We start from the raw sequence: 25,781 nt of genomic DNA on the forward strand, positions 1-25,781 counted from the left end.
ACCGCCAGTGCCGGCCCCGGAGCAGCGCTAGGACGAGCGTGACCGCTCCTGCAGCTTTGCCACTTCGCGGGCCAGGACCGTTGCGCGCGATTCCGGCGTACGTGCCTTCAGCAGCGGAAGGATCACGGCGTACCGCTCGGAGCGTCCCAGCTTGTCGAAAACCGCCGCGGCAGAAGGGCTGCCGGCCAGCGCTTCCGCCAGATCCGCAGGTACCTCGGCCGTGCGCTGGGAGGCGTAGGCAGCTTCCCAGCGGCCGTCCGCCCGCGCCGCTTCGATCTCAGCAAGCCCGGAAGCCCGCATCCGCCCGGCTGTAATCAGGGCTTCGGCCTTGTCCACGTTGATCCGTGACCAAGGGCTCCTGGCCCTGCGGCGCGAGTACCGCTGGAGGAACGCCACATCGCTGTGTGACCTCCGCTGGCCATCAATCCAGCCATGGCACAAGGCAACATCGAGGGCGTCTTCAATGGCGATCAGCACCGCTCCCGAGTGCTTCTTTCCGATCAGCAGCCACGCCTCCGCCTGGTCGTCCTGGTGGGCGGACAGCCATGAGTCCCACTCCGCGGCATTGCGAAATTCGAGGATTTCCATCTGCGCAGTCCCTTCCTCGGTGCTGCTGCCATTGTGCCGCAGCCGCGCCACCAGCGTGGCAGCGACGAGCGCCGTGCAGAGTTCCAGGACGATCACCAGGAGCAGGCCGCCGGCGGAGGATGTCTCCGGAACGCCCGACGCCGGCCTGCCGCCATGGGTGTGTCCAGCAGCTCCGGCGCCCAGCAGCAAAATGGCATGCAGGGCGACCATCGCGATCGCCGCCACGGTTACCCGATGAAGCGAGTCGACACTGCTGTGACGCCAGATGTGCACTGTGCAGGGAAGGCAGACTGCGGCCAGGCCCACCATCAGGAGTCCCAACCAGGCGCCATGCTGCCCGGATGCTGCCAGCCACAGGTGCAGCAGGCAGGACACAGCGGTGACCACGGCGCACACACGCGGATGCACAACGGGACCGGCCGCACGGGCCGGTCCCGCCGTCGTCGTTCCTGCCTTCCCGCCGGTGCCTGCGGGGCCGCCCGCAGCGGGGCTAATGGCAAGAGCCACCGCTGCCGCCTTCGCTGTGGCAGGATCCGGAAGCCTGCGAGTTGGGATTGGCGGGGACATCCAGTACCGGGCTGCGGTCGAAGAAGCCTTCGGGCCGGAGCTTAAAGCCGACGGTGTCCACGGGCATGATGGGCCAGTCCTCTACGCGCGGGAAGTGGGTGAGCCCGAAGGTGTGCCACACCACGATGTCCTGGCCGTCGATCTCCCGGTCCTGGGCCACATAGGCGGGCAGGCCGGCGCCGCCGGAGTTCTGGTTCACGAAGTCGCCGGTGGGGTAGCGCTCGTCCTCGGCGTAGCGGGTCACCCACAGGTCCTTGGTGGCGAAGGCGGCGCGGCGCGCAATGGAGGATCCGGGGTCGGCCAGGAGCGTGGGCTGGTTCTCGGCGTGCAGCTTGTACCCCACCGGCTCACCCAGGCGGTTGCGCGATTCCGGGTTGGAGATGATCCAGGTCCTGCCGGCGCGGGCGTCGGCCTCGCGGACGGCCTCGGATTCACGGGCCAGTACTGTGCGCTTGCGGGAAAAAGCGTTGCCGCGCTCGTTCCCCGTCCCCATGGACTGCCGGACCACATCCTCTTCCTCCACCCGGTTGGTGAACCCGTCAATGGCCATGTCCAGCCGGGCCCCGAACAGGTGCTGGTGGTACGGCGCGCCCAGCCCCGGCGCCAGCTGGGAAATGTTGTCCGAGCCGCCCTCTGGGAACGCTGACGTGAAGACGACGCCGGTGGCCTTTGCTTCGAATTCGATGGTGCCGTCCAGATAGAGGTACCAGTAGAAGCCGTAGTCGTAGTTGCCGATGGTGGTGAAGAAGGAGATCACCATGCGGCGGTTCCGGCGGGTGTAGTTCACGCCGCTCCAGAGGTCGCTGTGCTTGGACAGGATGCCCCAGTCTTCCTCGTGCATGCAGATGCCGTTGCGGATCTCGCGCGGGTTGCCGAAGGCATCGGAGATGACGGGGCTGAGGTAGGTGATGTCACCCAGGCAGTCGCAGCCCAGTTCCAGCGAGTTGGCGTACTGGCCCACCAGGTATTCGCCGGTGTCGAAGTAGTTCTGCCAGGAGCGGATGGGCGAGGGATCCCCGTAAGGGACCACCATCTCGGCAATTGAGGCGCGGTTGATGATGGGCCGTTTCCGGTCGCCGTCCTGGAAGGCTAGGTTGTGCAGCACCACGCCCTCGCGGACGTCGAACCCAACGTCCACGCTCCACTTTTCCCACTCCACGTGGTTGCCGCCGGTCACGGTGAAGCTGGGGCCCTGGGGCTGCGTGATGCTGATGGGCTTCTGGGTGGTGCGCAGCGGTCCGGTCAGTTCCGGGTCCGTGTAGTTGCCGTGCTCAGCGGGGACCGGCATGGTGCCGAGGTCGATCACCTGGGTCACTTCCTTGCTGACCACGTCCACGTAGGCAACCAGCCCGTCCACCGGATGCGCCCAGGCGCTGTCCTCAGGAAACTCCTGCACAAACGCCAGGCCCCGGAGGATGCGCCGGCCCTTCTCCTCGGTGTATTCGAAGACGCCGGCCGAGAGCGGGGCGACGCGGACCTTGCTGACGTCCAGGCCACGATCCGCGAGGGCCTTGAGCCAGCGGGAGTCCGTTGCCAGGAGCTCCTCGACCAGTTCAAATTCCTCCTCCAGAACCGGAAGCTCACCGCTCACCGCTGTATCAAGTTCGACGGCGGACTCAACTTCCTGCCGGGCAGTGGACACCACTACATCCCGGGGCGCACCTCCGGAAACGTCGTGGATAAAGACCCGGAACCGCCGGTCCGCATATGCGGTTGCCGGCGCTCCCCTGGGCGGTTCAAGAAGTCCCAGGTAGGCGATGCGGTGCTGCGGCTCCAGGTGTCCGGCGGACTGCAGGATGGCGCGCACTTCAAGGATCTCGGAGGCGGATGCCAGCTGGAAGGCTGATGTGGTCTGGGCTGGTGTGAGAGTCATGGGAAACCTTCGTCCGGACCGTTGCCGGCCTCTGGGATTTTTATTTTCTATAGTTGTAGAGAATAAACGTCCGTAACATGGCTCACAAGGGTCTGAGCGAAATATTTCCAGGGAGTGGCTGCATTGCCGAAGATTGTTGACCATAACGAGCGCCGCCTGGAACTCGTCGATGCCACCTGGCGGATCATCGCCCGGCAAGGCCTGGAAGGCGCCACGATGCGGGAGATCGCCCTGGAGGCAGGCTTCGCCAATGGCGCCCTCAAGCCCTACTTCCCCACCAAGGACACGCTGCTGGAATTTGCCTTCGGCCATGTCTTCAACAGGACCAACCGGCGGATCGCTCAGGTCACCCAGGGGAAGTCCGGGCTCAACGCCCTGCGGGCTTTCTGCCTCGAAGTGCTTCCGCTGGACGAGGAGCGCGTCAACGAGGCGCGGATTGTCATCCCGTTCTGGCAGAAGGCTGTCAATGACGCCCAAAAAGCCGGAATCCACCAGGAGTCCATGGACGAATGGCGCGAAACGATCCGCCGCTACCTGGCGGAGGCGCGGGATGCTGGCGAGGTGGTTGCCGCCGTCGACGATTCAATTCTTGCTGGCCAGCTCCTGAACATGCTGCTGGGTGCCCAGATTGGGGCTGCGCTGGCGCCGGGCAGCCCGGTCAGCCAGGATCACGCCGCGCAATTGGAGGGATTCCTTGCGCTGATCGCCCCGGGAAAGGCCGGCTAAGGCACTACTCCGGGGCAGACGTCTTTTTTCGCCAACTGTTGAAAAACGATGCGCAGGGACCTAACCTGTATGAACTGTGTCCCAAAACACAGTCCGGGGAACTTCACATGGCCATCCGTCGTCAGGAACTTCCATGCCAACACCAGCCAAATCACAGGCACCCACCGCACCACAGGCCCTCAGGTCCCACGTCGCCACGTCCTTTGACCACTGGAGGCACCTGGTGGCCGAATCATTTGTACCGCTGGAGACGCAGACATCGGACGTGGACGGCTTCTCCGGGCGGATGCGTTCACGGGTACTGGACAGGATGTCCATCGTGGAGGTCACTGCCACCTCCCACGAGGTGCACCGCACCCCTGCCCTGATAGCCCGCTCGAATGAGCGCTACTTCAAGTTGAACCTGCAGCTGGAAGGCACCGGCCTGCTGATCCAGGACAACCGCGAGGCCATCCTCCGCCCCGGCGATCTGGCCATCTACGACACCAACCGGCCCTACACCCTCACGTTTGAGGAACAGGCCCGGATGATGGTGGTGATGTTCCCCTGCGATGCGCTGGCCCTGCCCACCGACTACGTGGGCCAGCTCGCTGCCGTGCGCATGGCCGGCAGTACCGGTCTCAGCGGAATCGTAGGGCAGTTCATCAGCCAGCTTGCCGGGAACATGGAAGTCCTCAGCGGGCCCAGCGGCTCCCGGCTGGCCGCCAACGCGCTGGACCTGGTGTCCACCTTGCTGCACGCGGAGATGGATCTGACCCCGGACCGGATGAAACCGCAGGCCCTCCTTGCTGTGTCCATCCGGGAATACATCGAGGCGAACCTGGCCGACCCCCTGCTCTCGCCCGCCAGCATCGCCGCCGCGCATTTCATTTCCACCCGGCATCTGCACAACGTGTTCCATGAGTCCGGGACCACTGTGGCCAGCTGGATCAGGAGCCAGCGCCTGGACGGCGCCCGCCGCGACCTCCGGGACCCCCTGCACGCCGCACACTCCGTAGGTGCTGTTGCGGCGCGCTGGGGTTTCCTGGATGCGGCGCACTTCAGCCGGACTTTCAGGGACGCATTCGGCGTTACGCCCAGCGACTGGCGCCGGAGCGGCTGACCACCCGCTTCTCCACCAGCGCGCCAGCCACGAACACCACAGGAACTGTCACGAGCAGGGCCGCCGCAGTCCCGGCGCTGCCGCCGATCAGGGCTGTGAAGTTGCTGACCACCAGGGCAAGGATCCAGCAGAGCAGTGCCGCTGCCAGCGAGGGGGCGATCAGCGTCTGCCACAGCTGCCCTGGTTCGCGTTCCCGCCGGAAGAAGCCGACGACGGCCAGGGAGCAGAGGATGTAAAGCACCAGGAGCGCCGCCACAGCCAGTCCACTGAACCAGGAGAACAGGGTCAGGACGGGATCCAGGGCAAGGACGGCGAAGGGCACTACCAGAACGACGGCGGCTGCGGTCTGGATCCAGGCGGCTACGGCCGGGGCGCGGTGCCGGTTGGTCCGGGCCACTACTGCGGGCAGGGAACCGCGCAGGGCCAGGGAGTGCAGGTAGCGGTTGATGCCGTTGTGGAAGGCGATGATGCCTGCCAGCAGCGAGGTGACCAGGAGGACTCCCGTGACAACGCCTGCCCAGGGGCCAAAGAGCTCCACCATGGGTCCAAGCACAAAGGTGGTGGCGTCGCCGGATTCAAGCGCGGCTCCTGCAGCATCAACCACCTGGGACGGGCCGTAGTAGCTGACCAGCATCCAGGAGATGAAGGAGAAGAAGATGGCGATGACGCCCACGGAGAGGTAGGTTGCCCGGGCTACGGTCCGGTGCGGGTCCTTGGCCTCGGCGGAATAGATGGCTGTTGATTCGAAGCCGAACATGGAGGCCACGGCGAACATGATGGCCACTCCGGGCGCACCGCTGGCAATGGCTCCGGGCGAGAAGGATGTTGCCAGGTCCAGGCCTTCCGGCCCGCCACCCCGGAACAGGATGGTGAGTCCGAACATCAGCAGGACGGCTACTTCCAGGCCCACCAGCAGGGCCAGGACGCGGGCGCCGAGTTCAATGTTCAAGGAACCCAGCACCTGCACTCCCGCCATGGTGGCCAGTGCAAGCAGCCACCAGGGGATATCGAGGCCCATGGAGGCGAGCAGCCCGGAGAATGCTGCACCGTACAACCCGTACATGGCGGCCTGGATGGTGTTGTAGGCCAGGAGCGCCAGCCACGCTGCTCCGGCCCCCGCGGATCGCCCGAAGGCTGCGGTGACGTAGGCGTAGAACGCGCCGTTGGCCTGGATCCTGCGGCTCATGGCCACAAACCCCACGGCAAAAATGACGATGACGACGCCCACCACCAGGTAGGCGCCGGGTGCGCCGGCGCCGTTGCCGAGCGCTGCGGCGAGGGGCGTTGCCCCAACAATGCCGGTGAGCGGCGCCTGGGCTGACAGGACAAAGAAAAGGATGCCCAGCACGCCGATGCTTCCGGCACGAAGGGCTGTGGAATGCTCCTGGGCCGGAGCGTCGGTGGTCCGGGATTTGGAATTCGAAATACTCATTGGGTCCTTCTTAACGGTCATGAGTGCTGCGGGAACTGCTGTGAAATCCAGCTTGGCAGCGGACCGCCCGGGGCTTTTGTCCCCCAGCGACCGGTTCTTGACCGTCAGCGAAGTGTCGCGCGCGTCACACGACAACCGGTTTAAGCGAAGGAGGCCGGTGCGATCAATCGCACCGGCCTCCCGCGTTTATTTACGTCAATTGCCGCCGTCCGGCCTGCCCGCGCTAGGCGGAAACCTTCCCGGCACGCAGCAGCGGCTCGAAGAACGAGGCAAGTTCCGCCGTCGCGCTTAAGGGCAGCACATTCGCCACGTACTGGTCCGGGCGCACCACAACCACGACGCCGTCACGGCTCAGGCCGCGCATCTCGAAGATGTCCTGCGCCGGATCCGCGCCGAACACCTTCTCCAGGTACCTGAGCCGGAACGGCCCCACCTCCGGCTTGAAGACTGCCGGCACGGCGTTGATGTCGATGCCGGTGTGGTCCTGCTGGTAGATCACCTTCACGTCGAACCATGCGTCCCGGTCAAGGCCCGACGGCGTTGCGGCCAGCGGTGATTCGGGAGCGTTCGCGAGCCACTCGGCAAAGCCGTCCACCAGGGACGGTGCGCCGGTGTCCGTTCCGGGAGCGGGGGCGTCGGCGAAGACGTAGATCCGCCAGCGTCCGTCGGCCCGGGCATGGTGCCCCAGGTGCATCGGGTTGGTATCGCAGACGCGCAGGACGGGTGCCGACTTGAAGCGCTTGCCCACGGTGAACCCCGGGGCCAGGTCCTGGTGCGTGGCCTCGCCCACCACCAGCGACGGCGTGTACTGGGTCATGAACCCGGCGGGGAACTCGGCGGTGCTGGTGTAGAAGTTCTCCAGCTCCGTGGGATCGTCGAACTCCTCGGGCTTCTTGGCCATCATGGAGGACCACTGCTTGTCGAAGTCGATGAGGTTCTTCGCAACCACCTGGCGCTCCTCGGAGTAGGTGGTGAGCAGGCTTTCCGGGCTGCGTCCCTCCAGCACGTGGCCCAGCTTCCAGCCGATGTTGAAGCCGTCCTGCATGGAGACGTTCATGCCCTGGCCGGCCTTGGCGCTGTGGGTGTGGCAGGCGTCGCCGGTGATGAAGACGCGCGGGGTCCGGGTACCGCGGTCCTCCGGCAGGACGTCGTCGAACCTGTCCGTGAGGCGGTGGCCCACCTCGTAGACGCTGTGCCAGGCAACGTTGCGGACGTCCAGCGTGTACGGGTGCAGGATCTCGTTGGCCTTGGCGATGATCTGCTCAATGGTGGTCTGGCGGACGGCGTGGTCCTCGCCGGCCTCCCCCAGGTCCACGTACATCCGGAAGAGATGGCCGCCCTCGCGCGGGATCAGGAGGATGCTGCCGCTCTCGGCCTGGATGGCGCACTTGGTCCGGATGTCCGGGAAATCGGTGACGGCGAGGATATCCATGACTCCCCACGCATGGTTTGCCTGGTCCCCGGCCATGGTGCAGCCGATCGATGCGCGCACCTTGCTACGGGCGCCGTCCGCCCCCACAACGTACTTGGCGCGGACCACCCGCTGCTGGCCTTCGAGCGGGCCTGCAGTGTGCAGGAGCGTCACCGAAACCGGGTACGCGGCGTCGTTGGTCACTTCCAGGCTGACGAACTCGTACCCGTAATCAGGCTTCATCCGCGCAGGCGAGTTGGCCATGAACTCCGCAAAGTAGTCCAGCACCCGGGCCTGGTTCACGATCAGGTGCGGGAATTCACTGATCCCGGCAGGATCGTCGACGGCGCGGGCGGCGCGGTGGATTTTCGAGGGATCAGCGGGATCCGGCTTCCAGAACGCCATCTCCGTAATGCGGTACGCCTCGGCGGTGATCCGCTCCGCAAAGCCGAAGGCCTGGAAGGTCTCCACGCTGCGGGCCTGGATACCGTCCGCCTGGCCAATCGCGAGCCTGCCGGGCCGGCGCTCGATGATCCGGGTGGTGATACCGGGGAACTGGGAAAGCTGCGCGGCGGTCAGCATGCCGGCCGGACCGGTGCCAACAATCAGCACGTCCACTTCGTCAGGCAGCTCTTCGGGGCGGTTCAGCCCGACGCCGGCGGCCGGCTCAACTCTCGGGTCACCGGATACGTAGCCGTGGTGATGAAACTGCACGGGGGCCTCACTTCGTTGTGTGCTTGGTATTGTCTGTTCGATATTTGAACACTGAGTTCTATTATCGAATCACGGTTGCTAAGCAGCACTCTACGCCACCGGTGACGTGGCCCACAAGACCGGACTGGTTCGCCCGGCTCCGGTCCCCCTCGCTGGCTCGCCCCACTGCCCCGCTCGCCCGCCCGCTCGCCGCCCCACTCGCCAACTCGGCCCGTCAGCCGCTGGCCACCCCCCACTCGCCTGTCCCCGCTCGCCGACTCGGCCCGTTAGCCGCTGGCCACCCCCGCTCGCCGGAATGCTGCAGGTTCGTCGACCGCTCGCCGGTTCGCACCACCGCTCCCCCTCCCCGGGCTCGCCGGAAAGCTGCGGGCTCGCTGGAGCGCTCCGGCGAGTTGGACGCGCTCCAGCGAGTTCGGCGTGGGGCCGGGGGCGGCGAGGGTGGAGGGCGGGTGGGACGACGGGCCACGAGTGGGGCGAGTTCGGCGAGTGGGCTGGGCGCGGGTCGGAGGCGGGGGTGATGAGTGGGGCGAGTGGGCCGGGGGCGAGTCCGACTGAAAAAGAGGGGTTGACGCCGGCCCAACCCCTGGTCCATAGTGATCGTATACGATTTCGTACTTGATGAGGAGACGGTTTTGGAGCAGGTCAACGAGGACACCCTGGCAGCAGCGCGCAAGGTGATCGCCGTGCACATCAACTACCCCAGCCGCGCCGCCCAGCGGGGCCGGACGCCCGCTCAGCCGTCCTATTTCCTCAAGCCGAGTTCCTCCCTGGCGCTCAGCGGCAACCCCGTGGAGCGGCCGGCTGGCTGCGAGCTCCTGGGCTACGAGGGCGAGATCGCCCTGGTGATCGGCAAGGCCGCGCGCCGCGTCAGCATTGAGGATGCCTGGAGCCACGTCGCCGCAGTCACCGCCAGCAACGACCTCGGCGTGTACGACCTCCGGTACGCGGACAAGGGTTCCAACCTCCGGTCCAAGGGCGGGGACGGCTTCACCCCCGTGGGCCCGGCACTGATTCCGGCAGACGCCGTCGACCCTTCCGCCCTGCGCATCCGCACCTGGCACAACGGCGAACTGGTGCAGGACGACACCACCGAAGACCTCCTCTTCCCCTTCGCCCGCCTCGTCGCTGACCTCTCCCAGCTGCTCACCCTCGAAGAAGGGGACATCATCCTCACCGGCACCCCCGCCGGCGCGTCCGTGGCCAAGCCCGGCGACGTCGTGGAGGTTGAGGTGACTGCCGGCAGCCTCACCACCGGGCGCCTGGTCACCCCTGTGGAGGAAGGCACGACGGCGTTCGCGGACTTTGGTGCACAGCCCAAGGTTGATGACACCCAGCGGGAGGAAGCCTACGGATCCCGTGAGGCGGCCGGCCTGGCTCCGGAAGCCGGTGCCGCCGTCGGGAGTGTCCTTACTCCCGAGCTGAAGGCAAAGCTGGAAAGCGTTGCCACCGCCACCCTGTCCTCGCAGATGCGCAAGCGGGGCCTTAATAACGTCAGCATCGACGGCCTGCAGGCCACGCGCCCGGACCGCCGCGTGGTTGGCCTGGCCCGGACCCTGCGCTACGTCCCCAACCGCGAGGACCTTTTCAAGACCCATGGCGGCGGGTTCAATGCGCAGAAGCGCGCCATCGATTCCGTCAATGAGGGCGAAATCCTGGTGATGGAGGCCCGCGGCGAAAAGGGCACCGGAACCGTGGGCGACATCCTCGCCCTGCGCGCCCAGGTGCGCGGAGCCGCTGCCATTATTACCGACGGCGGCGTCCGCGACTTCACCGCCGTGGCCGGACTGGAGATGTCCACCTACTTCGCCAACCCGCACCCCGCCGTCCTGGGCCGCCGCCACATCCCATGGGACACGGACATCACCATCGCCTGCGGCGGCGCCACCGTTCAGCCGGGCGACATCATCGTGGCCGACTCGGACGGCATCCTGGTGATCCCGCCGGCCATCGCCGAGGACCTGGTGGACGACTGCATCCAACAGGAGAAGGAAGAGACCTTCATCTTCGAGATGGTCCAGCAGGGCAACAGCGTGGATGGCCTGTACCCGATGAACGAAGAGTGGCAGGCCCGGTACAAGCAGTGGGAAGCAGGCCGGGACAATGACTGAGTCCACAGTGACTACCGCCGTGGCAGATATCGCCGCAACGGCCGCCCCCGGCAGCAAGTCCGAACAGGCATACCAGGCGGTCAAGGCCCGGATCGTGGAGGGCACCTACACTCCCGGCTACCGGCTGGTGCTGGGCGCAATTGCCAAGGACCTCGGCTTCAGTGTGGTCCCGGTCCGCGAAGCCATCCGCCGCCTGGAGGCCGAGGGCCTGGTGAAGTTCGAGCGCAACGTGGGCGCCACAGTGGCCGGGATCGACCCCACCGAATACCTGTACACCATGCAGACCCTGAGCATCGTCGAAGGTGCGGCCACCGCGTTGTCCGCACCGCTGATCGACGCCGTGGCCATTGCCCGGGCGCGCGCCGTCAATGAAGAGATGCGCGAATGCCTGGAGCACTTCAACCCCGTCCGCTTCACCCAGCTCAACCAGGACTTCCACAGCATCCTGTTCGAGCACTGCCCCAACCCGCACATCCTGGACCTGGTGCACCGCGGCTGGAACCGGCTCGCGTCGCTCCGGTCCTCCACCTTCCGCTTTGTCCCCGGCCGCGCCCACGATTCCGTGGACGAACACGAGGCCCTGCTGAAACTGATCGAATCCGGAGCCGATGCCGACGCCGTCGAAAAAGCAGCCAGGCTCCACCGCTCCGCCACCCTTGACGCCTACCTCGCCCAAGCACAACACCACTAAGGACTTCAACGATGACGACCTCCGCAGAAACCGCCACGCATTACATCCCGCAGGACCTGCCCACCCACATCCAGCACTACATCAACGGGGAATTTGTTGACTCCGTATCCGGCAAGACCTTCGACGTGCTGGACCCCGTTTCCAACCGGAACTACGCCACCGCCGCAGCCGGCCAGAAAGAGGACATCGACCTCGCCGTTGCGGCTGCCCGCGAAGCGTTCGTCAACGGCCCGTGGCCCAGGATGAAGCCGCGGGAACGTGCGCGCATCCTGAACAAAATCGCCGACGCCGTCGAAGCCCAGGAAGCCCGGCTCGCCGAGCTGGAAACCTTCGACACCGGCCTGCCCATCACCCAGGCCAAGGGCCAGGCCCTGCGCGCCGCGGAAAACTTCCGCTTCTTCGCGGACCTGATCGTGGCGCAGTTCGACGACGCCATGAAGGTCCCCGGCTCGCAGATCAACTACGTGAACCGCAAGCCGATCGGCGTCGCAGGCCTGATCACGCCCTGGAACACGCCGTTCATGCTGGAATCCTGGAAGCTGGCCCCGGCGCTGGCCACCGGCAACACCGTGGTGCTCAAGCCCGCCGAGTTCACTCCCCTGTCCGCCTCCCTGTGGGCCACCATCTTCAAGGATGCCGGGCTGCCGGACGGCGTGTTCAACCTGGTGAACGGGCTGGGCGAGGAAGCAGGGGACGCCCTGGTCAAGCACCCGGACGTCCCGCTGATCTCCTTCACCGGCGAGACCACCACGGGCCAGACCATCTTCCGGAACGCGGCCGCCAACCTCAAGGGCCTGTCCATGGAACTGGGCGGCAAGTCCCCCTGCGTTGTGTTCGCCGACGCGGACCTGGACGCCGCAATCGACTCCGCGCTGTTCGGCGTCTTTTCCCTGAACGGCGAGCGCTGCACCGCCGGTTCCCGGATCCTGGTGGAACGGGCCATCTACGACGAATTCTGCGAAAAGTACGCCGCCCGCGCGAAGAACATTGTGGTGGGAGACCCGCACGATCCGAAGACGCAGGTGGGCGCCCTGGTGCACCCGGAGCACTACGAGAAGGTGGCCTCCTACGTGGAAATCGGCAAGACCGAAGGCCGGCTGCTTGCCGGCGGCGGCCGTCCCAGCCACCTCCCTGAAGGCAACTACATCGCACCCACCGTGTTTGCCGACGTCGCTCCTGACGCCAGGATCTTCCAGGAGGAGATCTTCGGACCAGTTGTGGCCATCACCCCTTTCGAGAACGACGACGAAGCCCTCGCCCTGGCGAACAACACCAAATACGGCTTGGCCGCCTACATCTGGACGCAGAACCTGACCCGCGCGCACAACTTCAGCCAGAACGTGGAAGCCGGCATGGTGTGGCTGAACAGCCACAACGTCCGCGACCTTCGCACCCCCTTCGGCGGCGTCAAGGCCTCCGGCCTGGGCCACGAAGGCGGCTACCGCTCCATCGACTTCTACACCGACCAGCAGGCCGTGCACATCACCCTCGGCACCGTCCATACCCCCAAATTCGGCGCCTAACCAACACCAGCCCCGCCCAACTGGGTCGCAGTTGTTGCCGTTATGGGCCCCTCAAAACGGCAACAACTGCTACCTAGTTGGGTCACCACAGGAACACTTTCAAAGAAGAGAGAACATCATGACCGACTTCGTCCCCACCCCCAGCGTCCCGGCACCGGACATCGTCCGCTGCGCCTACATGGAAATCGTTGTCACGGACCTCGCCAAATCACGCGAGTTCTACGTTGACGTCCTGGGCTTGCACGTCACCGAGGAAGACGAGGACGCCATCTACCTGCGTTCCCTGGAGGAGTTCATCCACCACAACCTGGTGCTGCGCAAGGGCCCGATTGCCGCCGTCGCCGCCTTCGCCTACCGGGTGAAGTCGCCCGCCGAGGTGGACGCCGCCGAGGCCTACTACCGCGAACTCGGCTGCCGCGTGGAACGCCGCAAGGAGGGATTCACCAAGGGCATCGGCGACTCCGTCCGCGTGGAGGACCCGCTGGGCTTCCCCTACGAGTTCTTCTACGACGTGCAGCACGTGGAGCGGCTCACCCAGCGCTACGACCTCTACTCAGCCGGCGAACTGGTGCGCCTGGACCACTTCAACCAGGTCACCCCTGACGTCCCCCGTGGCCGCGCCTACCTCGAAGACCTGGGCTTCCGCGTCTCCGAGGACATCAAGGATTCCGACGGCGTGACGTACGCTGCGTGGATGCACCGCAAGCAGACGGTCCACGACACGGCCCTCACCGGCGGCAACGGCCCGCGCATGCACCACGTCGCCTTCGCCACCCATGAAAAGCACAACATCATCCAGATCTGCGACAAGATGGGCGCCCTGCGCATCAGCGACAGAATCGAACGTGGCCCCGGCCGGCACGGTGTGTCCAACGCGTTCTACCTCTACATCCTGGACCCGGACGGCCACCGCATCGAGATCTACACGCAGGACTACTACACCGGCGACCCGGACAACCCCACCATCACCTGGGACGTCCACGACAACCAGCGCCGCGACTGGTGGGGCAACCCCGTGGTTCCGTCCTGGTACGCCGAAGCCTCCCTGGTCCTGGACCTGGACGGCAACCCGCAGCCGGTCATTGAACGCACCGACGCCTCCGAAATGGCCGTGACCGTAGGTGCGGACGGGTTCTCCTACACCCGCCCCGCTGAGGCCGGTGCCGCCGTCGAAGGTTTCAAACTGGGAGCGCAGCTGTAGCCATGCTGGAGCCAACGACGATTGAGGCCATTGCGGACGAGCTGCTCGAAGCCGCCCGGACCCGCACCCCCGTGCCCCGCCTGACTGCCCGTTACCCGGACATGACAGTGGAGGATTCCTACGCCGTCCAGCAGTTGTGGCGCCGCCGCAACGAGGAAGCCGGACGGACCCTGGTGGGGCGCAAGATCGGCCTCACGTCCAAGGCCATGCAGGCCGCCACGGGCATTACGGAACCGGATTACGGCGCCATTTTTGATGACATGGTGCTGGAAACCGGCTGTTCCGTGGACTGGGACCGGTACAGCCACCCGCGCGTGGAGGTGGAGCTGGCGTTTGTCCTCAAGGACGGGTTGAAGGGCCCCGGCGTCACCATCTTCGACGTCCTGAAGGCCACCGATTACGTGGTTCCGGCCCTGGAGATCCTGGACTCCCGGATCGAGATGGAGGGCCGGACCATCGTGGACACCATCTCGGACAACGCCGCCATGGGCGCCATGGTGATCGGCGGCAACCCGGTCAAGCCCGACGCCGTGGACCTCCGTTGGGTTTCCGCGATCCTGTACAAGAACCAGACAGTGGAGGAAACAGGCGTGGCGGCAGGCGTGCTGGACCATCCCGCCAACGGCGTGCACTGGCTGGCCAACAAGATCGCCGCACACGGTGATTCACTCAAGGCCGGCGACATCATCCTGGCCGGCTCCTTCACCCGCCCCATGTGGGTGTACAAGGGAGATACAGTCCACGCCGACTACGGACCCCTGGGAGCTGTGACATGCCGTTTCGATTAGAAGAACCGTTCACGTCAGCACTGGCTGCAGCAGACCGGCCGCTCGCCGGGATGTGGGTCTGCTCCGGCAGCCCGTTGGTGGCCGAGCTGTGTGCCGGGTCCGGCCTGGACTGGCTGCTGGTGGACGCCGAGCACAGCCCCAACGGGCTCGAATCCATCCTGGCCCAGCTCCAGGCGATCCACGGTTACCCGGTACAGGTCATGGTCCGCCCGCCCGTCAATGACACCGTGCTGATCAAGCAGTACCTGGACCTTGGTGTGCAGAACCTGCTGATCCCTATGGTCCACTCTGTTGCCGAGGCCGAAGCAGCAGTGGCCGCCACGCGGTACCCGCCCCAGGGCGTCCGCGGCGTGGGGTCGGCCCTGGCCCGGGCCGCACGCTGGAACCGGGTGCCGGACTACCTGGCCCGGGCGTCCGAAACCATCAGCGTCACAGTGCAGATCGAGTCAACCGCGGCAGTCGACGCTGTGGCGGACATCCTCGCCGTCGACGGCGTGGACGCTATTTTCGTCGGACCCTCGGACCTCGCCGCCTCCATGGGCGTACTGGGCCAGCAGGAACACCCCGAGGTGCGGGCCGCCGTCGAACACTGCCTCTCTGCCGCCAAAGCAGCCGGGAAACCAGCCGGCGTCAACGCCTTCAACCCCTCCACGGCCGAGCACTACCTCGCCAACGGTGCCGACTTCATCCTGGTGGGGGCCGACGTCGCGCTGCTCGCCCGCGGCTCCGAAGCCCTGGCCGCGAAGTTCGTCCCGGCGGTTCGGTCCGCGGAACCCCGCACGAGCTACTGACCGCTGCCGGTGGTCGAGCCTGATTCTCGAACGGTGGTTGAGCTTGTCGAAACCGGGTCTCGACAAGCTCGACCACCGATGTCTCGGCAAGCTCGACCCCCAAAACCCCACACTCTTAAGGAGCACCATGTCTCTGGCCCCTGCGCTTTCCCCTGCCATTTCGCTTGAGCGCGAAGCGGCCCTCCTCGCCTCTGTGCCTACCGGCCTGCTGATCAACGGCCAGTGGCGGGACGCGTCCGACGGCGGCACGTTCGACGTTCACGATCCCGCCACCGGGGAGGTACTCGCCACCCTCGCCTCCGCCACCAGCGACGACGCAGTAGCTGCACTCGACGCTGCCGACGCCGCCCAGGCCTCCTGGGCCCGCACCGCACCCCGGACCCGCGCCGAAATCCTCCGCCGCGCCTTCGACCTGGTCACCGAACGCGCTGAGGACTTCGCCCTCCTGATGACCCTCGAAATGGGCAAACCCCTGGCCGAAGCCCGCGGCGAAGTCACCTACGGGGCGGAGTTCCTGCGCTGGTTCTCCGAAGAAACCGTCCGCGACTACGGCCGCTACCTCACCAGCCCCGAAGGAAAAAACAAAATCCTGGTCCAGCACAAACCCGTCGGGCCCTGCCTGCTGATTACCCCGTGGAACTTCCCGCTCGCGATGGCCACCCGCAAGGTAGCCCCCGCGGTCGCCGCAGGGTGCACCATGGTCCTCAAGCCCGCCAAACTCACCCCGCTCACCGCCCAATACTTCGCCCAGACCATGCTCGACGCAGGCCTGCCCGCCGGTGTCCTCAACGTCGTCTCCTCCTCGTCCGCGTCGGGGATTTCCGGGCCGCTGCTCAAGGACTCCCGCCTGCGGAAGGTCTCCTTCACCGGCTCCACCCCCGTGGGCAAACGCCTCATGGCCGACGCCGCCCAGAACGTCCTGCGCACCTCGATGGAACTCGGCGGGAACGCACCCTTCATCGTCTTCGACGACGCGGACCTCGACGCCGCCGTCGAAGGAGCCATGGCCGCCAAAATGCGGAACATGGGCGAAGCCTGCACCGCCGCCAACCGCTTCCTCGTCCACGAAACCGTCGCCAAAGAATTCACCACCAAGTTCGCCAACGCCATGGCAGCCCTCACCACCGGCCGCGGCACCGAACCCGCCACCCAGGTAGGCCCGCTCATCGACGCCGGTGCACGTGACGACATCCACACACTGGTCAGTGCCGCCGTCGACGCCGGAGCAGTTGCCGTCACCGGCGGCGCACCCGCGGACGGTCCGGGCTACTTCTACCCGCCCACCGTCCTCGCCAACGTCCCCAATGATGCGGCGATCCTCGGCCAGGAAATCTTCGGACCCGTCGCACCCATCACCACCTTCAAAACTGAGGAAGACGCCATCCGGCTCGCCAACGCCTCCGAATACGGGCTCGCGTCCTACCTCTACAGCCGAGACTTCAACAGGCTCCTGCGCGTCGCGGAGCAGATCGAGTTCGGCATGGTCGGCTTCAACGCCGGCGTCATCTCCAACGCCGCAGCACCCTTCGGCGGCGTCAAACAATCAGGACTCGGCCGCGAAGGCGGCACCGAAGGCATCACCGAATACACCACCACCCAATACATCGGCATCGCCGACCCCTACAACGCCGGCTGAGCCCGGTTCTCGAATGGTGGTTGAGCCTGTCGAAACCAGCCTGTCAAAACCCAGGGTCTCGACAAGCTCGACCACCGACGTCTCGACAAGCTCGACCGCCGACCCGTGATTGAGCCCGGCGCTTTTCGCGATTCTTATATACTCCGAGAATGGCAATCACGCGCTTCGCCCCAGGCATCCAAGCCCAGCCGTCCGCCGTCGAAATTTGTGGAGGCCAGCTGTGAGCGGTGGACTCGTTGCCCTTCTGGATGACGTTGCGGCCCTGGCCCGTATAGCTGCGGCGTCCGTTGACGATATCGCTGCTGGCGCCGCCAAGGCGGGGGCCAAGGCGGCCGGTGTGGTGATTGATGACGCCGCCGTCACCCCGCAGTACGTTTCCGGATCGGACCCGTCGCGGGAACTTCCGATGATCAAGCGGATCTTCTGGGGATCGCTACGGAACAAGCTGCTGGTCATCCTTCCGGCGCTGTTGCTCATCAGTGCGTTCCTGCCGGGAGCCATTCCCTTTATCCTCATGCTGGGCGGTACGTACCTTTGTTACGAGGGTGCGGAGAAGGTCTGGCATAAACTCCGCGGCCATCATGAGGCCGAAAAGGCGCCCGCCGTGGAGCGCGGTCCTGAGGCCGAAAACAAGGTCATCAAGGGCGCCATCACCACCGACTTCATCCTGTCCTGCGAGATTATGGTCATCTCGATGAACGAGGTGGCCAGCGATTCCCTGCTGGCCCGCGCGCTCATCCTGGTGGTTGTTGCGGTTGCCATTACGGTGCTGGTGTACGGCGCTGTTGGCCTGATCGTCAAGATGGACGACATCGGCCTCCACATGACCACCAAGAACTCTGCCAGCTCCAAGCGCTTCGGTGAGCTGCTGGTCAAGGGAATGCCCGCGGTGCTGGCCGCCATTACCTTCATCGGGACCATCGCCATGCTGTGGGTGGGTGGCCACATCATGCTGCAGGGTGCCCACGACCTCGGCTGGCACCTCCCGTATGACATCGTGCACCACCTCGAGACCCCTGCCGCCGCTGTTCCCGTTGTTGGCGCTTTCCTGGGCTGGCTGGTGAACACCCTGTGCTCGGCCGTCATCGGCGTGATCTGGGGCAGCCTCATCATGGCCATCCTGCACCCGCTGCTGAAGGCCCTGCCGTTCGGCAAGAAAAACGGCGAGCATGAGGAGGGTGCGGTGCGCGCGGCAATCGCCGGTTACCGTCCCTCCAAGCACGACGAACCCGTCACCTGAGCCCGACCGGCGGCATTGCCGTTTAGCGCGTTTCAGAGGACGCGGCAGTCCGGCTGTCCAGGCTGGACCAGAGGTAGCGGATCGCGGAGTCGACACCGCTGGGGTCAACGCCCGCAATGAGCTGCAGCACCAGGCCGTCCAGGGCAGCAAAGACGGCTTCCGCCGCGCCCGGCTGCCCGCCCAGGCCAAAGCGCTGCAGGCCATCTGAAAGCGCGGAGATGTAGCTTCCGTAGAGGTGCTGCACGGCACCCGCGAGCTCGGGGCGCCGGCGGGCTTCGAGGATCATTTCGTACTGGAAGACCTGAAGGTCCGGGTTGTCTTCGATCAGGGCCCTGATGCTGCGGCAGAACTCGTCTTCCGTGGCAGGGAGTTCCGCCAGCCGTGAGCGGCCGATCGACTGCTGCACCGACCAGTCAAGGGCGGCCTCGATCAGCGCGTCCCGTGTGCCGAAGTGGTGCACCACCAGGGTGTTGTTGACGGCGGCGTGTTCGGCGACGGCGCGGAAGGTCAGCCCGCGCAGTCCCTTGCGTGCGACGACGTGCACGGTTGCGGCAAGCAGCGCTTCCCGGCCGCTGCCATAGCCGCCATGCCGATCTGGGTCCATGCCTCAATCCTAACTATTCCATGGCGGGTCTTGACGCCGAAACTAAGCAAGTGCTTAGATGTGACACACTACACAACTCAGCAGATGCTTAGTAGCGTCCCCAAAGGAGAAAACCATGTCGATTACCACTGACTCCACAGCATTCGCCGTCCAGGGCGCCCAGGACCCGCAAAAGCTGGAACCGTTTGAACTGGGCCAGGTCCAGTGGCTGCGGCAGTTCGGCGACGGGGACCGCCCAGGGCTTGCCTCCGGCTTCTGGCACGTGACAACCGCAGAGGCACCCGAGCCATTTGACCTTCTGATCGAGGCGGACGAGACCATTCACATCATCGAAGGCCACCTGCGCATCGAAGTACCTGGCGGCGCGGAGTTTGATCTCAAAGCAGGCTCAGCTGCGTCGTTCAACAAGGGCACGCAAACCCGATGGACAGTCCTGGAGGACACCATCGAGTTCTTCGTCTACAGCTGACCCCACGGAAAACGGGAAACGAGGATTGTTGTGACGGATGTAAATCAGAGTGGCGCCCCCGTGGACGTCATCATTATCGGCGCAGGCTTCGCAGGCCTTACCGCAGCCAGGGAACTGCGCCAGGCCGGCCGGTCCGTCCTTGTGCTCGAAGCCCGCGACCGGACAGGAGGCCGCACCTGGCTGGATGAGCGCCTGGGCCGGTCGCTGGAAATTGGCGGCACCTGGGTGCATTGGACGCAGCCCTACGTATGGGCGGAGCTGAAGCGGTACGGGATCAGCACGGTGCAAAGTCCCGTTCCGCAAACCGCCTACTGGTGGGCGGACGGAACACGGCACAACGGCACGCCGGAGCAGCTGCTGACTGAACTCGATGATCCCAACCGCAGGCTCGTGGCGGAATCACGGCGCTATTTCCCCGAACCGTTCGCCCCATACACCAATCCGGACATCAAGGAGATCGACCACGTCTCCCTGCTGGAGAAGATCGCGTCCCTGAAGCTGGCAGATTCGTCCCGCGGCCTCCTGGAGTCCTTCTGGACGCTGAACTTCAACGGCCCCCTTGCGGATGCCGCCTTCACCCAGGCGCTTCGCTGGGTTGCGCTGACCAATGGCGATTGGATGGTCAACTTCGAGGCCTGCGCCACCTACAAAATCGAGGGCGGCACCCGGACGCTGATCAACGCCCTTGCCCAGGGAACAGATGTGCGGCTTGAAACCACCGTCTCCGGCGTCGAGTACACCGCCCAGGGCGCCACCGTCACCACCACGGACGGTACGGAATTCCGGGCCGGCCACGTCATCTGCACGCTTCCCCTCGGCGCCCTGGGAAACGTCGCCTTCAACCCGCCCCTGCCTGCCTCAAGCCAAACGGCCATCAGCGCGGGGCAGATTTCCAGGGGCACCAAGGTGTGGATCACGGTCAAGGGACGGGTCACGCCGTTCGTCGCGCTGGGCTCCGCCGACTGGCCACTGAATTTTGTGCAGACTGAATACGATCACGACGGCGACACCATCCTGGTTGCCTTCGGCCCGGACAGCTCCCGGCTGGACAGTGCCGACGTCGGGCAGGTCCAGGCAGCCCTGGACCGTCTCGCCCCGGACCTCGAAGTACTGGACGTCGCCACGCATGACTGGACAGTGGACCCGTACTCGGGCGAAACCTGGCCAATGCACCGGACAGGGTTCCTCACCGCCGGCCTGCCCGGCTTCCAGCAGCCGGACGGCAGCCTGTCCTTTGCGGGGGCGGACTACGCCAATGGCTGGGGCGGATTTATTGACGGCGCGATCGAAAGCGGCCTGGCAGCAGCGCGGGCGATCATCAGTCACCGTCCTGCCTGAGCGCCTGTTCCCTCCGTGTCAAAGGTCCTGCACCTAAAGACAAGAACCAGCGCAGAGGCGCAGCCAGACTGGAACTAACCTGCTAAGCCGCCTGACCGGCAGTTCTGCCTACTCGAAGAGGAGTATTTACCTTGGAAACCTACGATGCGCTGCTTGCGTCCATCACCCCCACGTCCGGCCCCACACGAACGTTGCTCAACCCGGCGACGGGTGAGCCTGTGGGTGAGGCGCCGGTCCACGATCTTGACTACCTCGAGAACGCCGTTGCCGCCGCAGTCGCCGCACAGCCGGCATGGGCTGCGTTGGGCCATGAGGCCCGGTCCGCTGCGCTGGTGAAAGCAGCCGACGCCGTCGAACGCTCCGCCGAAGAGCTTGCCCAGCTCCTCTCCCGCGAGCAGGGCAAACCGCTCAACGGCCCCAACGCCCGCTTCGAAGTGGGTGCCTGCGTCGCATGGCTCCGCGCTACGGCGGCCCTGCCGCTGCAGGCCGAAACCCTGGTGGACGACGGCGAAACGTATGCCGAACTGCACTACAAGCCCATCGGCGTCGTCGGCGCAATCGGCCCATGGAACTGGCCGATGATGATCGCTGTCTGGCAGATTGCACCCGCCCTGCGTATGGGCAACGCGGTGGTGGTCAAGCCGTCCGGGAACACCCCGCTCTCCGTCCTGGCACTGGTGAAGGTCCTCAATGAGGAACTGCCGGAAGGCATCCTCTCGGCAGTTTCCTGCGGCCGTGAGGTCGGTGCCCGGCTGACGGACCACCCCGCAATCGGCAAGATCATGTTCACCGGTTCCACCGCCGCCGGCCGCGCCATCATCAAGTCCTCCGCGGACACGGTCAAGCGACTCACCCTGGAGCTCGGCGGCAACGACGCCGGCATCGTCCTGCCTGATGCAGACCCGAAGGCCATCGCCGAGGACGTCTTCTGGGGCGCCTTCCTCAACACCGGCCAGACCTGTGCCGCCCTCAAGCGCCTGTACGTGCACGACGACATTTACGACGCCGTCTGCGAAGAGCTCACCGCCGTGGCGAAGGCCATGCCGATGGGCAACGGCCTGGACGAAAACAACGTGCTGGGCCCGCTGCAGAACAAGGCGCAGTACGACGTCGTCGCGGACCTCGTGCAGGCAGCCAAGGACTCCGGCGCCCGGATCCTGCTCGGCGGGAACCCGGACACCACCCAGCCCGGCTACTTCTACCCCACCACCTTGGTCGCGGACATCGACAACAACAACCCGCTGGTCGCCGAGGAGCAGTTCGGCCCGGCCCTGCCCATCATCCGCTACAGCAGCATCGACGAGGCAGTGGAAATGGCGAACGGACTCGACGTCGGCCTGGGCGCCTCAGTCTGGTCCTCCGATGTAAAGGCCGCGCGCGCCGTCGCATCGCGGATCCAGGCCGGAACCGTGTGGATCAACCGGCACGGTGCCGTGGATCCCCGCATCCCGTTCGGCGGCGCGAAGCAGTCCGGCTACGGCCTGGAGTTCGGCGTCGAAGGTCTTAAGGCGCTGGGCGTCCCGCAGGTCATCAACGGCTAAGACTGCAGGCAGCTGCGGCCGGCGTCAGCTGGCCGCAGCGGACCCCACCACGCCAAGGCCCAGTGCGGCGATGATCCCGCTGCTGGAATTCTCGACGGCGACACTGACCTTGGGGCGCTTCAGCCACCGCATGGCCTTGAACGCCACCACTGACACCATGGACAGGTAGAGGAAAGCCACGCAGGCAACAACCGTGCCCAGGATCAGCGCGGTGCCCATGGTGTCCCCGCCCCGGGGAATGAACTGCGGAACCACAGCAAGGTAGAACAGGCCCACCTTGGGGTTGAGCAGCGTGGACAGTGCGCCGGCACCGAACCCTGTCAGTCGGCTGTACAGCAGCGGTGAATCCTGGCCGGCTCCGGCAGCTCCGGCTTTGGCCGCCTTGCGGGACTTGATGAACGAGGAAATCCCCAGGTACAGCAGGTACACGCCGCCGGCGATCTTGAGCCAGCGGAAAAGCTCGGCCGACTGCTCCAGAAGTGCTGCCAGGCCCACACCCACCAGGGCAGCCCACACGATCGACGCCGCAGCGGAACCGGCGGCCGCGGCAACTCCCGCGCTGGGCCGGTTCAGGGCAATGCGCAGCACCAGGAACGTGTCAGGGCCGGGGGTCAACGCGAGGATAATGCTCAGGCCGGCGAAGGCCACCAGGGAAGCAAGGGTCATGCGGGCAATTATCCGCCACGGGACCGGGACGCTGGCAACCCGCGCCAGCCAGGCGGACGGGCTAGGACTGGACGTCCACCGTCAGGAGTTCGCCGTTGAAGTATTCGAGGTGCCAGCCGTCCACTGCATGGTGGTGGGCCAGGTTCAGCACCGCGTTGTCCACGCTTTGCAGGGTGCGTCCGGTGGCGAGGTTCATCGTCAGCCGGATCAGCGTGCCATGGGCCACCACCAGGACCCGCTGGCCCGGGAATTCCTGGGCCAGCGCCTCCAGGGCAGCCAGGCCGCGCGACGCCGTGCTTTCTTCGCTTTCGGCCCCCTGGAAGCCACCCGGAATGCGCAGCGCATCCAGCTCGGGGCCGTCCTGCATGCCCTCGGCGTCCCCGTAGCCGCGTTCCGTCAGGGCATCCAGCCGCCGGACCTCGGTCAGTCCCAGACCGGCAGCAATGATGTCCGCGGTTTCCGCTGCGCGGCTCAGTGGCGAGGAAACAACAGCGTCCCATTCGTACTCCGAAAGGCCGGCGACGGCGTCACGCGCCTGGCCGCGGCCGACGTCGTTAAGCGGAATATCAGTGGTTCCCTGCAGGCGGCGCTCTGCGTTCCAGTCGGTCTGGCCATGGCGGACAAGGGCGAACGTCGTAAGGGTCATGCTTTCCATTGTTGTCCATGGCAGCGGACGTCACGCAATCACGCCAGCGGGCAGGACATCTCCAGCTCCGTCTGCTCCGGGTTCAGGTTGTAGGGCCTCTTGCCTCCGGTGAAGGTGAATCCGTTGCGCAGGTAGAACCGCTGGGCCCGAAGGTTGTCCTCATGGACTTCCAGCCGGAGCACGTTTCCCCGGGTGGAAGCCCACGCTTTGATGCCATTAAGCAGGGCCTCGGCCACGCCTGCGCCCTGGACGCGATAGTTAGGGCTCACGTAGACCCCAACCAGCAGCGGATCCGGGGAGTCTTCCGGGATGAAGCAGCCCATACCGCCAACCCAACGCCCGTCCTCGGCCACGGCAACAAGGGCTGTGCCGGTCTCTGACTGGCCGCGGGCGCCGCGAAGCCGCCAGGCGTCTTCGCCCAGCGGCCGGGCATCATCCAGGGACTCGGCATAGGCCATGGGCTCGTTCGCGAGCATCTCCAGGCGCAGGTCCCGGACCTGCTGCCAGTCGTCAGCACGCGTGGCCTGTATGGTGATCGTCATTAATCCGCCCAACCCGTTGGTTTCAGGACAGTCTAGTTCCGGAAGAAGTGCGCAGAATCCCCCCGGGAAAGGACCATCCGGCCCCCTCAGATGCTCCGCGCGTTGGCCAGAACCGGAAGCTTGGCGCGCACATCTGCTACCGCCGTCGGATCAATGTCCACAACGGCGAGTTCCGGTTGGCTGCCAAGCGCAACAACGGGGGATCCCAGCGGCGAGATGACGGCGCTGTGGCCGATGCCGGTGGGAGCGGTCCCGGCGGACGGAAGGCCGATGCTCGCGGGGTCCGCCTGGCCGACTGCTACGACGAACGCGGTACTGTCCAGGGCCCGGGCGCGGACCAGGAGGTCCCACTGCCCGGCCTTGCCTTCGCCGACGCCCCATGAGGCGCAGACTATGTTCACCTCTGCTCCTGCACGGGCGTTGGCCGTGAACAGCGCGGGAAAGCGAACGTCGTAGCAGGTGGCCAGCCCAAAGGTGGTGCCATCCAATTCGAACGTGGTGGGCGAGGTCCCGGCGTCGACTGAGTCCGATTCGGCGAACCCGAAAGCGTCAAAGAGGTGGATCTTGTTGTATGAGGTATCAATGCCAGGCCCCGTGACCAGCAGTGTGTTGCGGACACGGCCGCCCTCCCCCGGCGTGAACATGCCCGCCACAATGGTGATGTCCAGTTCCTTGGCCATGACTCTGACGCTGCTGGCCCAGGGTCCATCAAGTGGTTCGGCTATGTCAGCCAAGGAGTTGCCGAAGGCGCGCATGGCCGCTTCGGGGAAGACCACCAGTGCGGCACCTGCGGCTTTGGCCTGGGTGGCGTAGTCTCGGATCAGTTCCAGGTTGGCCGCGGTATCGGCGCCGCTAACGATTTGGGCAACTGCTAAACGCATGAATTTACTCCAGTCTGTTGTATACATAATGTATGCGAAAAACTTCGGGGACAGCGGCGTCGGGCCGTGAAAAGGCGTACGCCTACCTGCGCGAAAACGTCCTGACTGATCCTGATGTCCAAGGCAGGTTCCTCAATGAGCAGGAGCTCGCCGCGGAGATCGGAGTTTCCCGTACTCCGGTCCGTGAGGCACTCCTGCTCCTGGTTTCGGACGGCCTCGTGGAACTGATTCCCCAGCGCGGCGCGTACGTGCCGGTGGTCACGGGCCGCGAAATTTCCGAACTGATGGAGCTGCGCGGGGTCCTGGAGAGCCATGCGGCCCGGCTGGTGATCGAAGAAGGCCGGGTTCCGGCCGAGACGATGCAGGAAACCCTGGACCAGCAGGCCAAGCTTCCGGATACCCTCCTTCCCGAAGCCGCGCGAGAGTTCATCCGGCTGGACACCCTGTTCCACCAGCAGCTCATCGACGCTGCGGGCAACGAATTGATCTCGCGCACGTACAGCAAACTCCATGTCCGGCAGATCCTGGTGGGCGTCGCGGCGCTCTTCAGGACGGGCGGGCGCCGCCAGCAGGTCTGCGCCGAACACCAGGACATCCTCGATGCCCTGATGTCCGGCGACCCGGCGAAGGCGCAGCACGCTATTGACCATCACCTCGCCGTTACCCGGGACATCCTACTCCGGAGCTGACAGCATTCCTGCGC

Annotated in this window: 23 protein-coding genes; 14 read left to right on the top strand and 9 right to left on the bottom strand. The window is 65.7% G+C overall.

Translation table 11 applies throughout. From position 1 onward, the window contains the following. Positions 1-27 precede the first annotated feature (27 nt). Together ACPJW8_RS16060 and ACPJW8_RS16065 are read right to left on the bottom strand one after the other, a co-directional pair. Positions 28-1,095: a YdeI/OmpD-associated family protein gene (locus ACPJW8_RS16060; RefSeq protein ID WP_425256367.1), complete on the bottom strand. Its 1,068-nt coding sequence runs from the start codon at positions 1,093-1,095 to the stop codon at positions 28-30. Next, a complete protein-coding gene (locus ACPJW8_RS16065; protein ID WP_330189347.1) occupies positions 1,079-3,028 on the bottom strand; it encodes a primary-amine oxidase in 1,950 nt (649 codons plus the stop codon). Before ACPJW8_RS16065 ends, ACPJW8_RS16060 begins: the two co-directional genes overlap by 17 nt. 123 nt (positions 3,029-3,151) lie before the next feature. Between ACPJW8_RS16065 and ACPJW8_RS16070 the strand changes: the two genes are divergently transcribed. Together ACPJW8_RS16070 and ACPJW8_RS16075 are read left to right on the top strand one after the other, a co-directional pair. Further along, on the top strand, positions 3,152-3,754 hold the full coding sequence (locus ACPJW8_RS16070) for a TetR/AcrR family transcriptional regulator (protein ID WP_330189375.1): 603 nt from the start codon (positions 3,152-3,154) through the stop codon (positions 3,752-3,754). A gap of 133 nt (positions 3,755-3,887) precedes the next feature. After that, positions 3,888-4,856 carry a helix-turn-helix domain-containing protein gene (locus ACPJW8_RS16075; RefSeq protein ID WP_330189346.1) on the top strand — a complete coding sequence of 323 codons (969 nt, stop codon included), beginning with the start codon at positions 3,888-3,890 and terminating at the stop codon, positions 4,854-4,856. Here the strand turns inward: ACPJW8_RS16075 and ACPJW8_RS16080 are convergent. After that, positions 4,825-6,288, bottom strand: coding sequence for an APC family permease (locus ACPJW8_RS16080; RefSeq protein ID WP_330189345.1), 1,464 nt, complete (start codon positions 6,286-6,288; stop codon positions 4,825-4,827). The two genes, ACPJW8_RS16075 and ACPJW8_RS16080, sit on opposite strands and share 32 nt — an antisense overlap. 223 nt (positions 6,289-6,511) lie before the next feature. Then, a complete protein-coding gene (locus ACPJW8_RS16085) occupies positions 6,512-8,413 on the bottom strand; it encodes an FAD-binding monooxygenase (RefSeq protein ID WP_330189344.1) in 1,902 nt (633 codons plus the stop codon). 632 nt (positions 8,414-9,045) lie between these two features. Between ACPJW8_RS16085 and ACPJW8_RS16090 the strand changes: the two genes are divergently transcribed. From ACPJW8_RS16090 to ACPJW8_RS16125, 8 genes are all read left to right on the top strand, one after another. After that, complete coding sequence (locus tag ACPJW8_RS16090; RefSeq protein WP_330189343.1) at positions 9,046-10,521, top strand: fumarylacetoacetate hydrolase family protein; 1,476 nt, start codon at positions 9,046-9,048, stop codon at positions 10,519-10,521. Further along, positions 10,514-11,212 carry a GntR family transcriptional regulator gene (locus ACPJW8_RS16095; RefSeq protein WP_330189342.1) on the top strand — a complete coding sequence of 233 codons (699 nt, stop codon included), beginning with the start codon at positions 10,514-10,516 and terminating at the stop codon, positions 11,210-11,212. Before ACPJW8_RS16090 ends, ACPJW8_RS16095 begins: the two co-directional genes overlap by 8 nt. A gap of 11 nt (positions 11,213-11,223) precedes the next feature. Continuing rightward, positions 11,224-12,735, top strand: coding sequence for a 5-carboxymethyl-2-hydroxymuconate semialdehyde dehydrogenase (hpaE, locus tag ACPJW8_RS16100; RefSeq protein ID WP_330189341.1), 1,512 nt, complete (start codon positions 11,224-11,226; stop codon positions 12,733-12,735). A gap of 118 nt (positions 12,736-12,853) precedes the next feature. Then, positions 12,854-13,936, top strand: a complete 1,083-nt coding sequence (gene hpaD, locus ACPJW8_RS16105) for a 3,4-dihydroxyphenylacetate 2,3-dioxygenase (RefSeq protein ID WP_330189340.1) — start codon at positions 12,854-12,856, stop codon at positions 13,934-13,936. A 2-nt stretch (positions 13,937-13,938) separates the two neighbouring features. Continuing rightward, positions 13,939-14,724, top strand: a complete 786-nt coding sequence (gene hpaH / locus ACPJW8_RS16110) for a 2-oxo-hept-4-ene-1,7-dioate hydratase (protein ID WP_330189339.1) — start codon at positions 13,939-13,941, stop codon at positions 14,722-14,724. Next, positions 14,709-15,515 (top strand): HpcH/HpaI aldolase/citrate lyase family protein, encoded by an 807-nt coding sequence (locus ACPJW8_RS16115; RefSeq protein WP_330189338.1) that lies wholly within the window; start codon positions 14,709-14,711, stop codon positions 15,513-15,515. The genes hpaH and ACPJW8_RS16115 overlap by 16 nt, the downstream gene beginning before the upstream one ends. A 127-nt stretch (positions 15,516-15,642) precedes the next feature. After that, on the top strand, positions 15,643-17,151 hold the full coding sequence (locus ACPJW8_RS16120) for an NAD-dependent succinate-semialdehyde dehydrogenase (protein ID WP_330189337.1): 1,509 nt from the start codon (positions 15,643-15,645) through the stop codon (positions 17,149-17,151). 220 nt (positions 17,152-17,371) lie between these two features. Beyond that, on the top strand, positions 17,372-18,391 hold the full coding sequence (locus ACPJW8_RS16125) for a DUF808 domain-containing protein (RefSeq protein WP_330189336.1): 1,020 nt from the start codon (positions 17,372-17,374) through the stop codon (positions 18,389-18,391). Positions 18,392-18,413: 22 nt separating this feature from the next. Here the strand turns inward: ACPJW8_RS16125 and ACPJW8_RS16130 are convergent, their stop codons facing one another. Next, positions 18,414-18,995, bottom strand: a complete 582-nt coding sequence (locus ACPJW8_RS16130) for a TetR/AcrR family transcriptional regulator (RefSeq protein WP_330189335.1) — start codon at positions 18,993-18,995, stop codon at positions 18,414-18,416. Between the two features lie 115 nt (positions 18,996-19,110). Between ACPJW8_RS16130 and ACPJW8_RS16135 the strand changes: the two genes are divergently transcribed. The 3 genes from ACPJW8_RS16135 to ACPJW8_RS16145 all read left to right on the top strand — a co-directional run bounded on the left by ACPJW8_RS16135 (position 19,111) and on the right by ACPJW8_RS16145 (position 22,343). Next, positions 19,111-19,464: a cupin domain-containing protein gene (locus ACPJW8_RS16135; RefSeq protein ID WP_330189334.1), complete on the top strand. Its 354-nt coding sequence runs from the start codon at positions 19,111-19,113 to the stop codon at positions 19,462-19,464. A gap of 30 nt (positions 19,465-19,494) precedes the next feature. After that, positions 19,495-20,802: an NAD(P)/FAD-dependent oxidoreductase gene (locus ACPJW8_RS16140; RefSeq protein WP_330189333.1), complete on the top strand. Its 1,308-nt coding sequence runs from the start codon at positions 19,495-19,497 to the stop codon at positions 20,800-20,802. 131 nt (positions 20,803-20,933) lie between these two features. Then, a complete protein-coding gene (locus ACPJW8_RS16145) occupies positions 20,934-22,343 on the top strand; it encodes an aldehyde dehydrogenase family protein (RefSeq protein ID WP_330189332.1) in 1,410 nt (469 codons plus the stop codon). A gap of 24 nt (positions 22,344-22,367) precedes the next feature. On the opposite strand, the gene ACPJW8_RS16150 is transcribed toward ACPJW8_RS16145, so the two are convergent. The 4 genes from ACPJW8_RS16150 to ACPJW8_RS16165 form a co-directional block, all read right to left on the bottom strand. After that, positions 22,368-23,009: a LysE family translocator gene (locus tag ACPJW8_RS16150; protein WP_330189331.1), complete on the bottom strand. Its 642-nt coding sequence runs from the start codon at positions 23,007-23,009 to the stop codon at positions 22,368-22,370. Between the two features lie 61 nt (positions 23,010-23,070). Next, entirely contained in the window at positions 23,071-23,655 is a 585-nt protein-coding gene (locus ACPJW8_RS16155; protein WP_330189330.1) for a histidine phosphatase family protein, read from the bottom strand. Between the two features lie 38 nt (positions 23,656-23,693). Continuing rightward, positions 23,694-24,197 (bottom strand): GNAT family N-acetyltransferase, encoded by a 504-nt coding sequence (locus ACPJW8_RS16160; RefSeq protein WP_330189329.1) that lies wholly within the window; start codon positions 24,195-24,197, stop codon positions 23,694-23,696. Between the two features lie 86 nt (positions 24,198-24,283). After that, a complete protein-coding gene (locus ACPJW8_RS16165) occupies positions 24,284-25,078 on the bottom strand; it encodes a carbon-nitrogen hydrolase family protein (RefSeq protein WP_330189328.1) in 795 nt (264 codons plus the stop codon). Between the two features lie 32 nt (positions 25,079-25,110). Between ACPJW8_RS16165 and ACPJW8_RS16170 the strand changes: the two genes are divergently transcribed. Then, entirely contained in the window at positions 25,111-25,767 is a 657-nt protein-coding gene (locus tag ACPJW8_RS16170) for a GntR family transcriptional regulator (RefSeq protein WP_330189327.1), read from the top strand. Positions 25,768-25,781: the final 14 nt, after the last annotated feature.

The organism is Pseudarthrobacter sp. J47 (assembly GCF_049810315.1).
Taxonomy (GTDB): Bacteria; Actinomycetota; Actinomycetes; order Actinomycetales; family Micrococcaceae; genus Arthrobacter.